At 54.4% G+C, this 17,650-nt stretch carries 17 protein-coding genes; 4 read left to right on the top strand and 13 right to left on the bottom strand.

Annotation, left to right across the window (positions count from 1 at the left end; genetic code table 11):
• Positions 1-49 precede the first annotated feature (49 nt).
• The 4 genes from H7B67_RS25440 to H7B67_RS25425 form a co-directional block, all read right to left on the bottom strand.
• Complete coding sequence (locus H7B67_RS25440; protein ID WP_185122700.1) at positions 50-820, bottom strand: DJ-1/PfpI family protein; 771 nt, start codon at positions 818-820, stop codon at positions 50-52.
• Between the two features lie 178 nt (positions 821-998).
• Complete coding sequence (locus H7B67_RS25435; RefSeq protein WP_245364107.1) at positions 999-2,528, bottom strand: right-handed parallel beta-helix repeat-containing protein; 1,530 nt, start codon at positions 2,526-2,528, stop codon at positions 999-1,001.
• A 75-nt stretch (positions 2,529-2,603) separates the two neighbouring features.
• The gene (locus tag H7B67_RS25430) at positions 2,604-3,494 is read right to left on the bottom strand and encodes a hypothetical protein (RefSeq protein WP_185122699.1); all 891 of its coding nucleotides are present in this window, start codon (positions 3,492-3,494) and stop codon (positions 2,604-2,606) included.
• Positions 3,495-3,638: 144 nt separating this feature from the next.
• Positions 3,639-4,502, bottom strand: coding sequence for an SDR family oxidoreductase (locus H7B67_RS25425; protein ID WP_185122698.1), 864 nt, complete (start codon positions 4,500-4,502; stop codon positions 3,639-3,641).
• A gap of 402 nt (positions 4,503-4,904) precedes the next feature.
• Between H7B67_RS25425 and H7B67_RS25420 the strand changes: the two genes are divergently transcribed.
• Genes H7B67_RS25420 through H7B67_RS25410 form a run of 3 tightly spaced genes read left to right on the top strand, consistent with a single transcriptional unit; the run spans position 4,905 to position 8,411 of the window.
• On the top strand, positions 4,905-6,239 hold the full coding sequence (locus H7B67_RS25420; RefSeq protein WP_185122697.1) for a spore germination protein: 1,335 nt from the start codon (positions 4,905-4,907) through the stop codon (positions 6,237-6,239).
• Positions 6,236-7,330, top strand: a complete 1,095-nt coding sequence (locus H7B67_RS25415; RefSeq protein ID WP_185122696.1) for a GerAB/ArcD/ProY family transporter — start codon at positions 6,236-6,238, stop codon at positions 7,328-7,330. Before H7B67_RS25420 ends, H7B67_RS25415 begins: the two co-directional genes overlap by 4 nt.
• Entirely contained in the window at positions 7,323-8,411 is a 1,089-nt protein-coding gene (locus tag H7B67_RS25410) for a Ger(x)C family spore germination protein (protein WP_185122695.1), read from the top strand. Before H7B67_RS25415 ends, H7B67_RS25410 begins: the two co-directional genes overlap by 8 nt.
• Before the next feature lie 4 nt (positions 8,412-8,415).
• Here the strand turns inward: H7B67_RS25410 and H7B67_RS25405 are convergent, their stop codons facing one another.
• The 7 genes from H7B67_RS25405 to H7B67_RS25375 form a co-directional block, all read right to left on the bottom strand.
• Complete coding sequence (locus H7B67_RS25405) at positions 8,416-8,874, bottom strand: hypothetical protein (RefSeq protein ID WP_185122694.1); 459 nt, start codon at positions 8,872-8,874, stop codon at positions 8,416-8,418.
• 15 nt (positions 8,875-8,889) lie between these two features.
• Entirely contained in the window at positions 8,890-9,927 is a 1,038-nt protein-coding gene (locus tag H7B67_RS25400) for a DUF3231 family protein (protein ID WP_185122693.1), read from the bottom strand.
• A gap of 64 nt (positions 9,928-9,991) precedes the next feature.
• Positions 9,992-10,828, bottom strand: a complete 837-nt coding sequence (locus tag H7B67_RS25395) for an MBL fold metallo-hydrolase (RefSeq protein WP_245364106.1) — start codon at positions 10,826-10,828, stop codon at positions 9,992-9,994.
• A gap of 38 nt (positions 10,829-10,866) precedes the next feature.
• Positions 10,867-11,649: a VOC family protein gene (locus H7B67_RS25390; RefSeq protein WP_185122692.1), complete on the bottom strand. Its 783-nt coding sequence runs from the start codon at positions 11,647-11,649 to the stop codon at positions 10,867-10,869.
• A complete protein-coding gene (locus tag H7B67_RS25385) occupies positions 11,646-12,197 on the bottom strand; it encodes an NADPH-dependent FMN reductase (protein ID WP_185122691.1) in 552 nt (183 codons plus the stop codon). The genes H7B67_RS25390 and H7B67_RS25385 overlap by 4 nt, the downstream gene beginning before the upstream one ends.
• Before the next feature lie 162 nt (positions 12,198-12,359).
• A complete protein-coding gene (locus tag H7B67_RS25380; protein ID WP_185122690.1) occupies positions 12,360-13,028 on the bottom strand; it encodes a response regulator in 669 nt (222 codons plus the stop codon).
• A 16-nt stretch (positions 13,029-13,044) separates the two neighbouring features.
• The gene (locus H7B67_RS25375) at positions 13,045-14,718 is read right to left on the bottom strand and encodes a GAF domain-containing sensor histidine kinase (RefSeq protein WP_185122689.1); all 1,674 of its coding nucleotides are present in this window, start codon (positions 14,716-14,718) and stop codon (positions 13,045-13,047) included.
• Positions 14,719-14,973: 255 nt separating this feature from the next.
• Here H7B67_RS25375 and H7B67_RS25370 point away from each other — a divergent pair, with 255 nt between their 5' ends.
• Positions 14,974-15,981 (top strand): DJ-1/PfpI family protein, encoded by a 1,008-nt coding sequence (locus tag H7B67_RS25370; protein ID WP_185122688.1) that lies wholly within the window; start codon positions 14,974-14,976, stop codon positions 15,979-15,981.
• Here the strand turns inward: H7B67_RS25370 and H7B67_RS25365 are convergent.
• The gene (locus H7B67_RS25365; RefSeq protein ID WP_185122687.1) at positions 15,978-16,571 is read right to left on the bottom strand and encodes a TetR/AcrR family transcriptional regulator; all 594 of its coding nucleotides are present in this window, start codon (positions 16,569-16,571) and stop codon (positions 15,978-15,980) included. The two genes, H7B67_RS25370 and H7B67_RS25365, sit on opposite strands and share 4 nt — an antisense overlap.
• 146 nt (positions 16,572-16,717) lie before the next feature.
• Entirely contained in the window at positions 16,718-17,473 is a 756-nt protein-coding gene (locus H7B67_RS25360) for an SDR family NAD(P)-dependent oxidoreductase (protein WP_185122686.1), read from the bottom strand.
• Positions 17,474-17,650 lie beyond the last annotated feature (177 nt).

Genomic DNA, 17,650 nt, shown 5'->3' with positions numbered 1-17,650 from the left:
CGGGACGCCTTCGGCATGCCAGTGACTTTAATCACGGCAAGCGACAAGATTACGGATTCGCCGCAAAATCGATCGGCTCTAAACCATCGGCTTTCCATACCGTGCCCCTTTGCTCGTATTCGAACAAATTTTCTACGGCATTCGCGATTTGCGGTCCCAGCTCGCGCTCTACCAAATATAAAGCCACGTCGAGCCCCGATGTCACCCCTCCTCCGGTCACAAGGCGCGGATTGTCTTCGACGACTCTGGCGTCGATCGCAAGAGCTCCCATCGAACGCAACGCGTCCATCCCGATTTGGTTCGTAACCGCGTATTTATCTTTCAGCATACCTAGCATTCCGGGCAGTAATGACCCCCCGCAAACGGTAGCTACCGTTACGTTCTTATTTTCGAAAGCCGTTTTTATCTTGCCTGCCAAGGATGTCTTGACAGCCCTTCCCAATATATTCGAGATGGAGTCCGTCGATGTCCCCGCCGGTTTCCCCGCTGCTCCCGGCAACAGAATAATTCCCGAACGGTTCGGATCTAGCGCGGCTTCCGCTTCGAGCGCCGGCCCGTTCAAACCGCTAGGAACGGAGCGCTTGCCTTCCGCGGATACCAGCTCGACCGTAACGGCGCCTCCCGAGTACATCTCCGCTGCGGCGAATACTTCGTAAGGCCCGAGGGCGTCCAATAAATCGAACCCGTCGAACAACACGATTTGCACGTGCAAACGATTTTCCTTTTTGGTTTCCTTTTCGTTTTCTTTGGCGCTGACCGTCGGAGCGACAAGGGTTAGAATGAGCGCGAGCGACATGAATAATCGAAACCATTTGTTCATCCAGCTTCAATCCCTTCCATTAAATGTTAGTTGATTACCTTCAGCCTATCTTGCTTGCGATCGCAGAGCCATCTTAGCAAACGAATATCTCTAAAGCGGGTATAAAACTATCACAAACCGATAACTTTCCGATAAAACAAAAAAAAGCCCGATTTTTGATCGAGCTTTGAACGATAGGTTATTGGTCGGGTTCGCTCCAGCCTTTGCCTTCGGCCGGGGATCCGGTCTTAAGCCGGAAATCGCCTCCGTCTGCGTCCATGAACTGCGGATCCTCAAACGAGGAGTTCGAATCGTTTCCGGACGATTTTCGATAGGCGGACCAGCCCGTATATTCTTTGTTTTTCCACACCCAGATCGCGTTCTCCGCTCCCGATGCGGCGAAATACACGTTTTGATCCATCGCGTTATCCGCGTTGCTCGTATATTCGTTATGGATAAGAACGCCCGACCCGCCGGCGACCATAATATTGTCTTTAATCGTATTCCCGCTTAAGGAAGCCTGCAGATACAGCTGGCCGTTGCCTTCATCCAGCAGGTCGTTTGCGTAAAGCGTATTCGAGATGATCTTGCTGTTCGCCGTACCTCCCCGTTCCTCGTCATAGCCGCCCATGGCAATGCCGGCGAGTCGGTTGCGATAGACCAAGTTGTTCTTGACCGTGATGCCGCCGGTCACGCGCCCCGCATGCTCGGAAGCCAGTTCGATGCCGATATCGTTGTCGTATACGCGGTTATTCTCGATAAGCGTATCCCTGCCTCCATCCACGTATATTCCGCCGGCCGAATGACTATCGTTAGGCAGGTCCTTCCCGTAGGACGGATTATTATCCGTAGTAATCCGATACACCGCGTTGCCCCTAACCGTGCCGTTGCGAGCTTGGTCTGCCGCATCGCTTCCCGCCGTCCCCTCGAAGCCGATCAGATCGATACCGATGTTATCGTTGTCGTGAATTCGATTGTTCGTAATGGCGAAGGTGTCGACATTGCCGTTCACGGCCAACGATTCGCTGGAACCGAGCACGAGATCGTACAGCTCGTTGCCGTCGATCGTCAGATCGCGCAGCGGTTCTTCCTCATCGGTTCCGTAAACGGCGATTCCATGGGCATCCCTTCCCGACAGCTCGTCGCCTTCCGGTACGGCCGTATTGGCGATGGCATGAATCCGGTTATCCAGAAGGGCGATGCTCTCCCCGCTTCCATGAATATAGATTCCAACCGGCACCATTCCGTTAAGCGAAGTCGCGTAATTGCGGATCTCCAGCTGCCGGATCGTCACGCAGTTCGCATTCTCGATCTCCACAAGCCCTTCCATGCCGTCTACGGGCAAGCCTTCGCCGTCGATGACGGCCGTCTCGTTCGGATACCCGGAGAAGACGATCGCCCCCTCCGCCTCCGATCCCCCACGCGTAATGTTCAATTTCTGACGATAAACGCCCTCCCGGATATAAACCGTACTGCCCGGCGCGACTTGATCGGCCGCATGCTGAAGCGTTCGCCACGGCGATTCTATCGTTCCGGGATTTAGATCGTCGCCGTTTGCGGCGACATAGTAGACAGACCCGGGATACGGTTTCGCGGCCGTGTCCTGCCGTTGTTCCTCCGACGAGTCGGACATCGTAACCCGCGTTATCCCCGAATCGTTCGCAACGGCACAGCCGCACAATGCTATTAGGCTAAACAAGGCAGCCAGCCGATGGATTGTTAGTATCATTAAATATCTCCTGCGGAACCTGATATTTGCCTGAGCCTGATGTTCCTCTCCCGACATTATACACAATTAATGGAGCTAGGCGCCTACACCACGACGAACCGTCGCCGAGCGATGCACGAGAACGGCTTTGCGAAGCGCAACGGCTCCGGCGGCCAGCGAGATCAGGAAGCTAAAGCCCGCGACGAGCGGAAGCATCGACCACTCCAGGATCGGGTGACCGTTCTTCGTCTGCCATCCGATCGCGATGAGGCCTACCAGAAACGCGGTCCCGGCGATATGGATCAACGCGCGCCGAGCGGAAGCCTTCGCGTCGGTACGCTCGGCAAGCAAAGCGACGAGCGGCACCGCCTGAAGCGCATGGAAGCCCAGTCCGTGCAGCCAGATAATATTGCCGTCCGCTCCGGTATATCGGCCTTCGTTGGCGGAGATCCAGACGCCGGCCGCGAACGAGACGACAACGGCGATCATCGCATAACGAACGCTTAGCGTCAACTCGGGCCGAAGACGGTAAGCCTTAGCCCGGAAGAATTGAGCTCCCAAGAATAGATAAAACAGGACAAGAAACAACGCGACGAACGTAAAGATATTCCCGACCGTCTGGTCGAAGATCGAATCGCTCTCCACGAACCTCGGATTGACGCCGCGGAAGTTCTGAACCGTCTCCGCCCCATAGGAATAAAGCGCGAGCCCGATATAGACCCTTCGGAACCATGTCCGGCTTCGCTTCCCCATTCCCGAGAAGGGTACGATCGCCGCGGTCGACAGGATGAACATGCCCAGAGCCGCGTCGAAGGAGAACGCCTTCGAGACGTCCCCGTCCGGAGCGACTTCCCCGCCGTTGATCAGCGTCCATACCCCGCACACAGCGGCTAGAATGAAACCGAGAAGTCCGGTCAGAACAAGGCTTTTCTCTCCTTCGAACAATCGTACCTTTCGCGCAGCCTCTTGATCGTTATAACCTTCCATACTACCGCTTCCCTTCCCGTGAGATGATACTCTCACTTTACTGGAAGGGGCTGGGGGGCCGTAACGGTCCTCGGATGAGTTCTCGCTCGGACTTCAAGCGGTTCGCACGCTCCGTCGGAGGTCTTATCGATACGGACGGGAGTCTTACTCCGCGGCTAAACCATATCCTTCCGGCGCGGGAATTCCCTTCTCGGCCGCTCGGCTTACCGATTCCCACTGCTTCCAAACCGCTATTCGTTCTTCATGGGCGCTCATCGCCGCATCGAAAACCATGCTGCCAAGAATAAGCCGCGAGGGCGGATTCTCGCTCTCTACCAATTTCATCAGAGCTTCCGCCGCCAATCGGGGATCGCTGTCCACGGAGCCCTCCGATTGCTTGCCCATTTCTTCCTTGAGAGATCCGTAGGCTTCGATCGAATCGCTTAAACGCATCGTTAGGTACATATCCGTCCAGTACCCTCCCGGTTCGACCATAGTGAGATTAATTCCGAAAGCGGCAGCCTCTTTGGCTAACGCCTCGCTCAACCCTTCCAGAGCGAACTTGCTCGCGCTGTAAATGCCGGTCATGGGCCCTGCTACGAGGGCGCCGATGCTCGAGATTTGGATAAGATGTCCCGAGCCTTGCTCGCGCAGGTAAGGCATCGCCGCTTGACTCACCCAGAGAGCGCCGAAAAAGTTCGTTTCCATCACGCTTCTGGCATCGGCCTCGCTCAGTTCTTCGACCATCCCCAACGTCATGGTGCCTGCGTTATTAACGATGACATCCAGACGTCCAAAATGCTCCTTCGCTGCTTTGACTGCCGCAAATACGGACTCCCTATTCGTTATATCGAGCGTTATTGGCAATAAAGAGTCCGGGTAGCTCTCTTTTAACGCTTCCAAGCTCCCGATGTTTCTGGCAACGGCCGCAACCTTATCTCCCGCCTCCAGGGCGGCGAGGGTGAACGCATGCCCCAGGCCTTTGCTTCCCCCCGTTATGAACCAAATGCGATTGTTTGTTGTTGTCATGTTGAATCTTCCTCTCCGAAAATAATAAAAAGCACAGGCGTTGCTCTGCCTGTGCTTAGCGTAATCGAAAAAGAGATCCCATAAGAGTCCTTATAAGCGATCGTATAGAATACCGAACTCCCAAAAACGTTTAGGAGCAGGTTTAAGACGCTTATACCTAAATAACGACTCACATGGACAGACCTATCCCGATTACTCTGCTATCAGGCAGAGCTGGCAAAAACCGCGATTCATCCGGTTCGCTTTATCGGGAATAATCAATCACACGTAAGCCTCCATTCCATTTGAGATGGTTTCATTATAGTCAGGAAGAAATTTCCCGTCAACTGACAAGCCAACCGAATTTGCATAATTTTCCCTATGCCTCGGCATCCTAAGCTTAAAATGCGCAGAGGTACGCCCATGATGCAACCTTCGTCCGATCCTCTCTTGCAGTCCGACGATTTCGTGCGGGAAACCCTCGACAACGGCCGGTTTCAAATCGAAATCTGGTATTATTCGACGCTATGCGATCCGGACTTGATCCGCAAAGAAATCGCCCATCCGTTTCTTCTGTCGGATTCTCCGGAGACGTTCGAGAAGGTGTTGTGCTCCGCTTTGACCGGAGTTCGGATAACGGATACCGTGCATTTATCCGAGGAGATGCTCCAAGGGAATACGATTATTCGGCTTCAAGGAGCGGACTATAAGCTTAAAACGCCTAAACCCGGCAATACCAAATTGATGCAAGCTTCGACGGAAACGACGCTGCAGGGACCTCAAACGGCTTTAAGCGAAGACGCCGATACCAGTCTCATGCTCGTTAGAAGACGTTATCCGCAACAGGATTTGATCTCGGAGCAAATGAATCTGGGCAGCAAATCGCGGACGAAAGCTTATCTATTGTACGACAAGAACAAAGCGAACCCCAGAATCCTGGAGGAATTCCGAAGAAAACTCAAGGCGATCGATGCGGAGGTCGTCTTCACCGTCGGACAAGTTGAAGCTCTTATTACGGATACCCAATTGCGCTGGTTTCCTACCATGATCGTGACGGAACGTCCGGATAGATGCGTGCTGAACTTGTCCCAGGGCAAAATCGTGCTTATCGTCGACGGAACGCCTTTTGTCCTGATCGCTCCGGCGGTATTTCAAGATTTCCTCTCCGCCATGGACGATATCTTTCTGCCAAGCCTCATCACGAAAGCTCTCGTCATGCTGCGCTATATCGGCATCCTGATCACGACGACGCTGCCCGCGCTCTACGTAGCGGTAACCTCCTATAATCCGGAGGTCATCCGGGTTCAATTCGCGCTTTCGCTTGCGGGCAGCCGGGCCGCGGTGCCGTATCCGACCTTCTTCGAGGTCATCTTCATGCTATTTCTCATCGAGGCTCTGATCGAAGCGAGCCTGAGGCTTCCCCGTTACATCGGATCAACGGCCACGACGGTAGGCGGATTGATCCTTGGCCAAGCCGCGCAGCAGGCAGGCTTGGTCAGCAGCGTCATGATCATCGTGACCTCCGCCGTTGCGATATCGAACTTCCTTATCCCCATTAATATAATGAGCTTCGCTTTTCGGGTCATCAAATATCCGCTGATTCTGCTGGCCACTCTCTTCGGCATTGTCGGCGTCGTGGCGGGCCTCATCGCCGTATGCTTCTATTTAGCCAATCAGAACAGCTTCGGGTTGACTTACTTCCGCGTCTTTATCGGCGAACCCGCGGTATCCGGTTATAAGGAGGGAGACACCAAGTGAGCCGATATTTCTATTACTTCTACACGGTTGGCTTATTGATCAATACGATTTTTTTCGTCCCTCGCATTTTGTTGTCCGAACGCTACGATGGCTCGGTCATGGCCGTGTTCGCCGGCATCCTCTTCGGCTCCGTAAGCGCGTTCTTGTTCACCAAGGCCATGATGCGATTTCCGGGAGAAGGCATACCGGAGATCTTCGAACGGAATTTTCCCAAGATCATAAGAATTCCTCTGTTGATAGGCCTGGCCATGATGTGGACGATCGCGGGTTCGATTATCCTCGTCGCGTTCTCTTCGATTTCGATCCGCTTCCTAAGCCCGGAAACAAACCCTGCCTTCATGCTTATGTTCTATTGCGCATTCGGTTGCTACGCGGCAAGCTTTCGGCCGTCGACGGTCTTGAACATGGCGGAACTCATCATCTTGTTGAACCTTCCGTTCGTGGCTTTTATTATGTATAAATTGATTTCCAGTCCCTATTTCGAATGGGATTCGATTCAAGTTCTTGCCGACTATGTCTTTCGTATCCCTTCCCTTACTTCTTTTGCGGCAGCGACTTATCCTTTTACCGGCTACATAAGCTTAGCTTTGTACAACCGCCTTTACGAGAAAACCCGAGTCGGGCATTTATGGATCCTTCCCACCATCGGCACCGCGGTCATGCTGGTATCTTACTTCGTGCCTATCGGCTTGCTGGGCATTGACAGCGTAGATCATTACATCTATACGTGGATCACGGCAGTCGATACTCTTCGGATGAAGTTCGGATTTATCGACCGTGCTCTGTACCTTTTTCTATTCATGTACATCGGGCTTTCTCTTATATTTATCGCCATCAGTTGGAACGTCGGTTCCGTGCTGGTTCGCGATGCGTTCGGATTCAAACCCGTAACGATTCTGAAGGTAAAGGTTCCTTCCCAGGTCATGATCAATGCCGGATTCGCGATCGCCACCTTTCTATTCGGGGTGAACTCGAGCGACAAGAGCTTGATCGAATTCGTCTCGGGCTGGCTTAATACCCGATTGGCTGCCGAGATCTTGCTGGTCATTATCGTTATTTGGCTTTCCAGGAGAGAAGTGAAGCATGCCTAAGAAAATTTCGGTCCCCCTGCTCGCGTTGCTATTGCTGATGCTTCCCGGCTGCGGCTTTAAAGATATCGACAAGCGTTTTTTTGTCGTAGCGATCGGCGTTGACCAAGGCGAGCGAGCGCCCTTTAAAGTTTCATTTAAGCTAGCTATTCCTTCCCCCCGTACCGAGCCGGGAGAAGCGAAATATCAGGTCATCAGCCAAGAAGGAAGCAGCATAGCGAACGCGGTTCGACTGATGAAATCCAAGGTGGACAAAGAATTCGACTTTGGCCACACGACCGTTATCGTCATCGGGAAATCCTTCGCGGATCATCGCGAATTAGGCCGCTCGCTCGATTGGTTTTTCCGGCGCCGGGATATTCAGGAGATTGCCTTCATGGCCATCGGCGAACCGGATGCCCTGTCCATTATTCAAACGAAGCCGAAGTCCGAACGTTTGGCGGGGAACGCGCTGATGCTGCCATTCACCAATGAAGGAACGGAATCCCCGTATATCGTGAAGACCTACTTGTTCGATTATTACCGAAGATGGCACGAGCACGGAAGAGACGCTTTCCTGCCCATCGTGTCCTCCCGTTCCGAAACTTTCGTCATTAACCGTGCGGCTATTTTTAGCAGTAATTTAAAGAAACTCGAGCTGACTGCCAAGGAAACCGGTATTTTTAATCAATTTCTGAAGACCAGGCATCGATTTCTGATTCTGGCCGCTCTGGACGGCAAGCAAATATCCTTTAATGCCAAAGTGAGATCCTTGCGATTCAAACTGGTCGATTCGGCCAACAAGCCGGAGATCCGGTATCGCATATCGATTAATGTGGAGTCGGAGGATACGGAGGCTCCCGTATTCCACCAAAGCTGGGACGAGCTCGAAAAGACCGTCGAAGAGGAGTTTAGAAATCAAGCCCTGCAGCTATTGAACAGATTACGCGACAATGGCGTTGACCCTTTAGGCTTCGGACTGCGCTACCGGGCGTCCCGTCACGGGGGAGAATCCGATTTCGCGGAATGGCAAAAAATCTATCCGAAGGTAACCTTCAAGGTGAACGTGAACGCGCATTTCACCGGCACCGGCATTATCGAGTAAACGGCTAGTCGGATGGAATAGCGGAGCGGCTCCAAAGCAAGTATTGAAGTCCCATCCCTGCCGCCAACCCGACGGCCAGCCCGCATAACCCCAACCACATGGCGCCTAGAAAATCTTGCGAGTAGATAACCCCGACCGTAGCGAAAAAAGCCCCGAACGCGAACGGAAACACGGCGAACGGTTTGGTTCCTCCCCCTGCGTCTTTATAGGCATCCCACATCCCGAACATATAGACGCAAGGGTAGAACATGAGCCACTCATAATTCGTAAGAGCAATCGATGTCCGGATATCGCCGTGAAAGCTCGCGATGATCAGCAGATTAAGCCTGGAATTCACGTTGATCAGGATTTCCAAGAGAATCAGCAGGATTCCTTTGATGTACTTGCCGTTGCGGAATTGACCGAATCCGGGGAACGCAATGCTCCACAATAAAGCCTCGGCTACGCGGGAAGGTTTATCCATGGCTACCCCTATGGGTTATTTGGAAGCTAAGGCGTCGCGATCCGCCGCTAGCGGCGGTTGTTCCATCCAGCCGAAATCGATCAGGATATTCGTTCCGTCTTCGAGGTAATTGCCGACTTCCGCCAGCAGCCGCGCGAAGACCGATGCCACGTCATGCCTCGCGCTGAACGCCAGGGCATTGCCGTACGTTCGGATCCGCACCGCAAACATGTCTATTTTGTGATAGAGCATGATTTTATCGGAGAACGGGGAGAAGGTGGAATCCGTGACCAAATGATCCAGGCTCGGATGAACCGGCAAGTCGTCTTTCCGCATCAGCCTGTTGAAAATCTCGATATGCTTGGAGGCAATCCCTTTCCCTCTCAGAAAGTAGTTCCGGACTTGTTCGGATTGGGCCGTTTGGCTAAAGCCGGTCAGGACGGCGCTGCTTGTCGCGTTGTTCTCAAGGTTGTCGAAAATATGGGTGATTTCCAGGGCTTGAAGCGGACGGACGTCCCCGAAGAACCCGTTAAGAAACGATTGCTTCTCGATAAAATCGATTCGATTGGGCGTCGGAATGAACGGCGGCTTAATCAAAAAACCCTTGGCGTCGAGCAAGATGTTAATGTCGTTAATTAATTGGACCGTGGTAACGATGCAATCGGTAAATAAATCGCGAACGTCGGGACGGATCATCAGCGGGACGGCAATACCGTAAACGCTGATTCCCGCTTTGCTGACGTATTTCAGATAATGAAGATAAAATTCATCGTCGAATAATCGGGGAGCGCCTACATTCACGTCTTGCTCGCTGAACCCGCTCGGAAGAGGAAAGCCTTCGCGGTTGAACATTTCCTTAATCGTATTCGTAAACCGTACCGCCAACCGAAGGCCTTCCTCCAGAACGGACTTGATTTCGCTATCGTCCACGTTATTCAGGAAATAAGGCAGGATACGGCTGGCCATGCTGTTTCCAAGATAAGTCACCCAGAGCTTCCCGATTTCGGGCGAGGTTAACTTATCCGTGACGCTAGTTTTAGGCGCGCTTTGGCCCAAGGATTCAAGCTTGATCATCGTTGTTGCGTACCTCCCTCGAGTACTAGTTTGCGCTTCATCCTGCGGTTGCCTTAATTCCATCCTAGTCGCCGCGGCCGGGAACGGCTATTCGTTCGAACTCGTCCGCCAATCGCTTTAAGTGAACGCCCAGCCATTCTTTATAGGCCGGCTTGCCGTGCCCGGTAACGGCGACGGTCGGCTGCAAGGCTTCCAGTTTCTTGACCGAATCGGAGGCCTCTTGCCAGTTCATCGTAAAATATTGCGGAGGTCCGCCGATTTCGAGCTCTTGCGTAAAGACGCTATAAAGCGATTCTTGCTTTACCGTGACGAACGCGTCTCCGGCAATCAATACCCGATCCGCTTCGCGAAACAGCGAGACGTGTCCGGGCGTATGTCCGGGCGTGTGGATCCATTCCCAGCCCGGCATCCCCGGAATAGACCCATCCTCCGGAAGCGCGGATACCCGGCTGCCTAAATCGATCGGCTCGTTCGGGTACCAAGGAGACAATTGGGCGAGCAAACCGCTGGATACCGTCGGATCGCCCGGCGGGTAGGCCAATCGTCCGGTCAAATAAGGCAGTTCTTGCGGGTGAGCCATGACAGGAACGTCCCAACGGCCTGCCAGCTCGACAATCGAGCCCACATGGTCGAAATGGCCGTGGGTGAGCAGGATGGCAGCGGGACGGCTTCCTTCGCCGAATCGCTCGTTAACAGCCTTGAGAATAGTATCCGCGGAACCGGGCATTCCCGCATCGACGAGAATCCACCGATTTGTATCCCGCGCTCCGATAAAGACCACGTTTACGATTTGTACCGTTAGAGTCCATACTTCCGGCGCGATCAGCTCGAATGAACCGCTCTGAATCGAAGTGACCGGAATGTAGTGGTAATCGGTTCCGTAAGTCATGTTCTCAACCAATCGTCTTTCACGCCCTTCGCCTTCTTATTAAGGCGTGATTAGTATTCATTCAGGGGGCGCGAAACTATACGGTTGGGTCGCGCGATCAAATGTACGGTATAGCCGAACAGATTGAACGTCAGTTTGTTCCCATCGGTATCCAACAGCTGATTCTCGCGGATGAGCTCGCTGCGGATAAGCTCTAGATGGTCCTGACCGTCGATTCCGTAAGCAATCTCTATATTCGGCTTCCGGGCGATCATCGAGATCGGCACCCACCTTCGCTCTGTCGACACGACAACCGAATACGCCGTTCCGCCGACCATAAAACCGAATTGCTCGTCCTCCATCGCGCTTTGCATCGACAAGACCCGCTTCATCCATTCCCTGGCGCCGTTTAATCTTTCCGGTTCGAACGGAAGTCCGACCTCTCTCATGTACAGAACCTGGAGCTTGCCGAACGCCCGCCGCCCTTGTTCCCTTCCGTCGGAATGAGCGATCAATTCGAGCAGATGCCCGTCTCCATCCCGAAAATAAACGTTCTTTCCCGTCTCAAACCGGTTAAGGGTCGTCCCGTCCTCCCATGACAGCAACGGTACGGTTCGCCGAAGCTCGTTCGCGATGTCGTCGAAGGCGGAGAACGGTACTTCGAACGCGAAGTGAACCGGAACTATCGGCTCTTCCGACTCTTCGAACGCAAGCTCGAATGAATCCGTCGGCCGAAAACGGATCTCCCCTTCCTCTTCCATCGCGATCGGGAATCCTAGAATATCGCGATAGAACTGTTTGACGCCTGGAATAGACACGGTATGCAGCCTCAGTCCGGCGAAATGCGTGATCATCTTACGATCGCATCCTCTCTTCGGGCCAGCTTGCCGACCAGCCGCAGGAACGTCTCCATTCCATGCTCGCTTCTGGCGTCGAGCTCCGCGTTCTCAAGCTGCTCATACCTCGCGCGCTGAGCTCCCCCGATGGAGACCCACTCCGGGCTATTGACGCCATGCAGGTTGCGAACGATCGTCTGCAGCTGCGTCAGCGAACTGGTTCCCACCGCGCCCCCCGACGAACTGACGGACAAGACCGGCTTGCCGGCAAAATGCTCTTGCCCGAGAAAATCGAGCGCGTTCTTGAGCACTCCGCTTACCGAGCCATGATACTCCGGGGTGGTCAGCACGATCCCGTCGGCCTCCCTCATGAGTCGGCTCAGTCTCTGCACGCCGTCATGATGCTCGTAGCTGTCATCCGGCGAATAGTAGGGCAGCGGCCATTCCGCCAGATCGAACACGCTTGCCTCCACTTGCTTGCGCTCCATTCTCATCGCCATTGCTTTGGCCAATATCGTGCTGGTCGCTCCTATGCGATTGCTTCCGGTCAGGAATACGATCTTCATGGTCTCTCGCTCCTTTGGCTTTGTTCGCCTGCTTGATATGGTTTTATTGTAAAAGCGCCATGCCGATCGGTCGTCGGCAGCAAGAACGAACTTACGCCAAAAAGGCTCTCAATCGTTCGATTGAGAACCTCTACGACTTTGGGAGGAGATGACCTCGCGTCGTTATAAGCCGATCCCCCGTTTAACCGCGAAGATAGCCGCCTGCGTACGATCGGAGAATCCAAGCTTGTCGAGCAGATGGCTGACGTGAGTCTTGACGGTTTTCTCCGTTATGACAAGAGATTCGCCGATTTCTTTGTTCGACATGCCCGTTGCGAGGTGCCGCAGAACCTCCAGCTCTCTCGGAGTCAATTGGCCAAGCCGATCTTCTTCGCTCGATCCCTTGTCCTCTTTCGTTAGCGGGCGTTCCGAGCCCGATAAATGGTTGACCAGCATCCCGGCGGCGTCCGGGTGCAGCTCGACTCGGCCTTGGTGAACCCGACGGACCGCTTCGATGAGCATATCCGGCTCTATGTCCTTAAGCAAGTACCCCTTCGCTCCCGCCTGAATAGCGGGCAGAACGTGGTCTTGATCCGCGAAGGAAGTGAGAACGATAACTTTGATCTCCGGCTGGGCTTGGATCAATCTGGCCGTCGTCTCGATGCCGTTCAACACCGGCATGTTCAAATCCATCAGAATAACGTCCGGCCGCAGCTCGGCGGCGCGATCCAGCGTCTCCTGCCCGTTCGCCGCCTCGCCGACGAGCGCGATATCCGGCTGCGTCGCCAGAAAAACCTGCAAGCCGCGCCTGACCATCGCATGGTCGTCGGCAATCATAAGTCGGATGGTCATTCCTCTCCCCCTTACCCTATAACGATTCGGCTCCCGCCAGCGGAATGATCGCTTCGATAGTCGTCCCGCTTTTAACTCCGGAATGCAGCGCGAATCGGCCTCCGAGCGCTTCCGCTCTCTCTCTCATCGACGATAAGCCCATCGAGTCGCGCTTCCATTCCGCCAATCTCTTCGGGGCGATGCCCCGACCATGGTCGGTAATCCGCAAGACCGCTTCCTTCGGTTGGAGAAGCAGTCTTACCTCGACCTCCGTCGCTCCCGAATGCTTGCTAACGTTATTGATCGCCTCTTGGCCGATTCGCCATAAAGCCTCTTCGACCGTCCGCGGTAGCTCCATGACGCCATTGACCTGGGTGCGCACGCTCAGCTTTAACCGTTCCCCGTATTGCCTGAGGCCCGTTGCCAATCCTTCTTCAAGACCCGATGGCCGAAGCTGCATGATGAGCTCGCGCATCTCCTTCAGCGCGCGCTGGGACAGCCCCTGCATATCCTGCAGCGTCTCGACAAGCAGAGCTTCTTGGCCTGAAGAAAGCAAACTCGCGGCGCCGCGCGACATCATCCCGAGCGAGAACAAGGTCTGGTTTACGGAATCGTGCAGGTCTCTTGCAAGCTTATTCCGTTCCTCCAAGCGAGCGATCTCCCGCCGGTTCTCTTCCGTCCGAACTCGCTCGAACGTCACGCCGATCTGCCCGGCGAGCGCTTCGATCGCTTCGGCATCCGTTCGGTAGAGATCGCTTGGTTGATCATAACCGATCAGCAAGATGCCCGCGGCGCCTTTGCCCGGCAAGACGACCCGGGAAGCGGCTGCCTGCGCGACTCTGGGCAGCAATCCTTGGCAGACTAACCAATCGGCGAGCTTCATGGCTTCTTCTTGCGGGATCGGAGCAGCGCTCAGCTTAACCGATTTATCTTCATGCCAGTCCATGACATCCATCGCCATCTGAAGCTGAGGCACGATCGTTCGACCCTCCGCATAGATGGCGCGCACGGTCAGATCCCCGCCTGTCGGCTCGAGCAGCGCCGCGCTCGGCCAATCGAAGCGGCAGCCGATTAGCTCCATGGCATGCTTCCATAGCCCGGCACGCTCCTTGGCTCGAGCCGCCTCCGCGCCTAGCGCGCTTCCGTATTCGCCGAGCTTCGCGAACAGCGAAGCTCTTCTCTGCTCCGCCGCGTACAGCCGCATTCGTTCTATCGCGCTTCCGATCTGGTAAGCGACCGCCTGAAGCAGCGCAAGCTCTTCCTTTTCGAAGCGTATTTTATCGGGAGCGGCCACGTTAAGCAGGCCGAAGCGCTTGTTGCCGGAGCGCAAGGGAACGGTAGCATGGTGCGTAATCCCGCAGGTGTCTCCCCAGTCGCATGCCGCCGCGTTCTCGATCCGTTTGCAATTCATGATGTTGACGGCGTTCTTCAATCTCCCGTCGCCGTAACGGTTCAGGCACCAGCAGCTCCCGCTTCGCATAGGTTCGGCATCGCGATAGCTGAGGCCTGGAGGCAATCCGCTGCCGGCCGCGAATTCGTAGGTGCCCCGCTCGTCGACGATAAACATCCAACCGGCCGTCAATCCCGTCAGCTCCAGAAGCTTTTCCAGAACGACGTTCAGCATCGAACTCATATCGTTAGATTCGTTCAGCGTCTCGGCGATCGTCTTGAGCGTCGTCAGCTCCTGGATGCGAAGGTCCCGTTGGTCCATGGACTCCCTTTGGCCCCTTTCCTAACAAGCTAAACGCTCCAAGCTCCATCATAGCAAAGGCCGGATCGAGTGAAAAGAAGCGATCGGCAGCATTCGATAACGGATATTCCCGTCTGTCGGCCAACGAGAAACAGTTCCGGAACTGTAGCAAACAGGTAAAACCGGCGCGTTTATCGTTTTGTGACCTTTACCCTCCACCATTCGAGATATTCATAGGTTAGGATGCCTATGACGTCATTTAAGGAGGAATTCTCTATGATAAAGGTTCAAATCGTTTTATTCGACGGCTTCGATTTGATGGACGCGATCGCGCCTTACGAGGTCTTCAGCGGTGCCGCCATGTATTCGGACAACGCGTTAAGCGTGGAATTCGTGACGGCCGAAGGAGCGAGGTCCGTCGTCAGCGGCGTCAACGGATTAAAAATCGAAGCGAGCGGCAGGCTGGATCCCAAGCGCGCGGGAATCATCCTCGTGCCGGGCGCATCCGGCGAACTCGAAGGAGACGGGCCCGATTCCATTCCCGTTCTTCTTGGACGTGCCGCGAACACGTCCATTACCGAACTCATGAAACAAGCGCTCAAGCAAAAGGACGTCGTCGTCGCCACGGTTTGCGGGGGTTCTCTGGTGCTGGCTATGGGAGGTTTGCTGGAAGGCAGGTCCGCGGTCACGAACCGCTTGGGCATGGATTTTCTCGGAGCGACCGGGGTCAATCCCGTCCGGGCCCGCGTGGTGGATGACGGCAACCTGGTGAGCGGCGGAGGGGTCACTTCCGGTCTCGATGTCGCTCTATACTTGGTGGAACGCGAACTGGGGCCGCGCATCGCAATCGCGGTAGAACAATTGTTCGAATTCGAACGGAGGGGCACGGTTTGGAGAGCAAGCGGGTTGGCTCCCCTTCTCTCTTCTGGCACTCAAGAGGGCGATACTAGAGAAACGGAGCTCTCTTCCGGAGTCCGATCCGACGCCGGCTTCGACGGCGAATGGGACGCGACGCTCGCCACTCCCGTCGGGAAGTTGCAGGTCAGGCTCTCGATAACGGCGAAGGACGGCGCGATCCGCGGAACCGCCGTTCAAGGGGACGAAGCGGTCGAGTTTATCGATCCGGTGCTCCGGGACGGCACGCTAACCTGGTCCCTTCGAATAACGAAGCCGATGCGCCTGAATTTAAAGTTCGAAGCAGTGGTCGACGGGGACGAGATGACCGGAATCGCCAAAGCCGGCATCCTCCCGGCTACGAAATTAACGGGTCGTAGGATCCGTTAACCGGGATTGTTGAACTCGATATAATCCAAGCTTCGATTCACCTGAATCAACACTTGCTCCGCCATGTAATTCGCCGAATATTTGAAGCCCGTCTCTACCCAGTACATGATAACGCCGACGAAAGCGGACATTCGGTAGCTGAGCATGATTTCGTAATCGATTTGTTCCTTCGTTTCCTTGATGACGATGTGCATATCGTTCATCATGGAATTGTGCAGCATGTTGTAAATATCGTAATAAAAATCTTTATTGGCGGAAATCATGGCGACGAATTGGTCTTTATGCAGCTCGATGTGCTGCAGCAGCCTTAGCGTGGAAGGGAATATCTTATCGGCGTCCACGCGATCCAATCCCTCGTACGGGGCCAGCAGCGCGTCGGACAGCTCCCGAAGAATCTCATGCTTAATGGCTGCCAATAAATCGTCTTTGTCCAAATAATGCTTATAGAAGGTTCCGCGATTATAGTCGGCCCGATTCGCGATATCCATGATGGTAATGGAGCCGTAGCCCTTCTCGAGAATGAGCTCCACCAAGGCGCTTTTCAAAGCCGACCGCGTCCGGTTGATCCTTCTGTCGCTCGCGTCATCCATGGTCCGTTAACTCCTAAGCTGGGATTCGTCGTTGTCCAGACCTTAATTATAGGCAACAATGGAATACTCGTTCAAGTCCGACAAAAAGCGCAGCCCTCTCTATGGCTAGAGAGCGGCTGCGCTTTGGGCTGATTCTATCCGACGATTTATTGCGCGACCATGCCCCCGTCGACGGTGTAGAGCGAAGAGGTAACGAACGAGGCTTCGTCGGACAGAAGGAAGTTCATCACGGCCGCAACCTCTTGCGGCTCGCCGTATCGGCCCATCGGCGTAGCCGCTTCGTTCAATTTCTTGTAATCCTCGGCATTGCCGGAATTCTTCTCGATTTGACGCATCATGCGGGTGTTGATCGTACCCGGCAAGACCGCGTTGACGCGGATGCCAAGCGGCGCCAGCTCGTTCGCGACGGAACGGGTAATGCCGATGACCGCATGCTTGGACATGACGTAAGGAGACATGCCCGGAGCTCCCATCAGACCGGCCAGAGAAGAAGTATTCAGAATGGCTCCGGATTTTTGCTTCTTCATCACCGGAACGACATATTGCAGGCCAAGGAATACGCCGCGGACGTTCACGTTGTAAACGAGGTCGAGCGCCTTGATGCTCAGGTCTTCCACGTTGCCAAGCGGGCCTTCGATGCCGGCGTTATTCGCGAAGTAGTCGATCGAACCGAACTTTTCCACCGCTTTGTTCACGTAGTTTTGAACGTCTTCTTCCTTGGAGACGTCCGCCGCAACCGCCAAGGAGTTGGAATCGTTCAGACCGAGCTCCGCGATAACCGCTTTAACGGCCTCTTCGTTCAGGTCCACAAGCACCAGATTCAAGTTGCGTTCCGCCAGGCGACGTGCAAGCTCTTTGCCGATGCCGCCTGCGGCGCCGGTAATGATCGCTGTTTTTGCCATGTATGTTCGCTTCTTTCTATGATGAGATATTTTGAAACCGGGTTTCATCATTGGGGTCCCATCTGTAGTTTAGATCGTTACAGATCGGTGAACAACAATCAATCGCGATGGCAATGTCGCGTAACCGACAGGCACCGCGCTATTGTCACCGGCTTGGCCGAATATTAAACATTCGGA

This window comes from Cohnella thailandensis, assembly GCF_014212135.1.
In the GTDB taxonomy this organism is placed as follows: Bacteria; Bacillota; Bacilli; order Paenibacillales; family Paenibacillaceae; genus Cohnella; species Cohnella thailandensis.
Note: the sequence above shows the minus strand (reverse complement) of the source record. Positions and strands in the feature narration are given on the sequence as shown.

Excerpts from the sequence above, each read along its gene's own strand:
- H7B67_RS25440 (WP_185122700.1), bottom strand. The coding sequence starts at position 820 with ATGAACAAATGGTTTCGATTATTCATGTCGCTCGCGCTCATTCTAACC.
- H7B67_RS25435 (WP_245364107.1), bottom strand. The coding sequence starts at position 2,528 with ATGATACTAACAATCCATCGGCTGGCTGCCTTGTTTAGCCTAATAGCA.
- H7B67_RS25430 (WP_185122699.1), bottom strand. The coding sequence starts at position 3,494 with ATGGAAGGTTATAACGATCAAGAGGCTGCGCGAAAGGTACGATTGTTC.
- H7B67_RS25425 (WP_185122698.1), bottom strand. The coding sequence starts at position 4,502 with ATGACAACAACAAACAATCGCATTTGGTTCATAACGGGGGGAAGCAAA.
- H7B67_RS25420 (WP_185122697.1), top strand. The coding sequence starts at position 4,905 with ATGATGCAACCTTCGTCCGATCCTCTCTTGCAGTCCGACGATTTCGTG.
- H7B67_RS25410 (WP_185122695.1), top strand. The coding sequence starts at position 7,323 with ATGCCTAAGAAAATTTCGGTCCCCCTGCTCGCGTTGCTATTGCTGATG.
- H7B67_RS25405 (WP_185122694.1), bottom strand. The coding sequence starts at position 8,874 with ATGGATAAACCTTCCCGCGTAGCCGAGGCTTTATTGTGGAGCATTGCG.
- H7B67_RS25400 (WP_185122693.1), bottom strand. The coding sequence starts at position 9,927 with ATGATCAAGCTTGAATCCTTGGGCCAAAGCGCGCCTAAAACTAGCGTC.
- H7B67_RS25390 (WP_185122692.1), bottom strand. The coding sequence starts at position 11,649 with ATGATCACGCATTTCGCCGGACTGAGGCTGCATACCGTGTCTATTCCA.
- H7B67_RS25385 (WP_185122691.1), bottom strand. The coding sequence starts at position 12,197 with ATGAAGATCGTATTCCTGACCGGAAGCAATCGCATAGGAGCGACCAGC.
- H7B67_RS25380 (WP_185122690.1), bottom strand. The coding sequence starts at position 13,028 with ATGACCATCCGACTTATGATTGCCGACGACCATGCGATGGTCAGGCGC.
- H7B67_RS25375 (WP_185122689.1), bottom strand. The coding sequence starts at position 14,718 with ATGGACCAACGGGACCTTCGCATCCAGGAGCTGACGACGCTCAAGACG.
- H7B67_RS25370 (WP_185122688.1), top strand. The coding sequence starts at position 14,974 with ATGATAAAGGTTCAAATCGTTTTATTCGACGGCTTCGATTTGATGGAC.
- H7B67_RS25365 (WP_185122687.1), bottom strand. The coding sequence starts at position 16,571 with ATGGATGACGCGAGCGACAGAAGGATCAACCGGACGCGGTCGGCTTTG.
- H7B67_RS25360 (WP_185122686.1), bottom strand. The coding sequence starts at position 17,473 with ATGGCAAAAACAGCGATCATTACCGGCGCCGCAGGCGGCATCGGCAAA.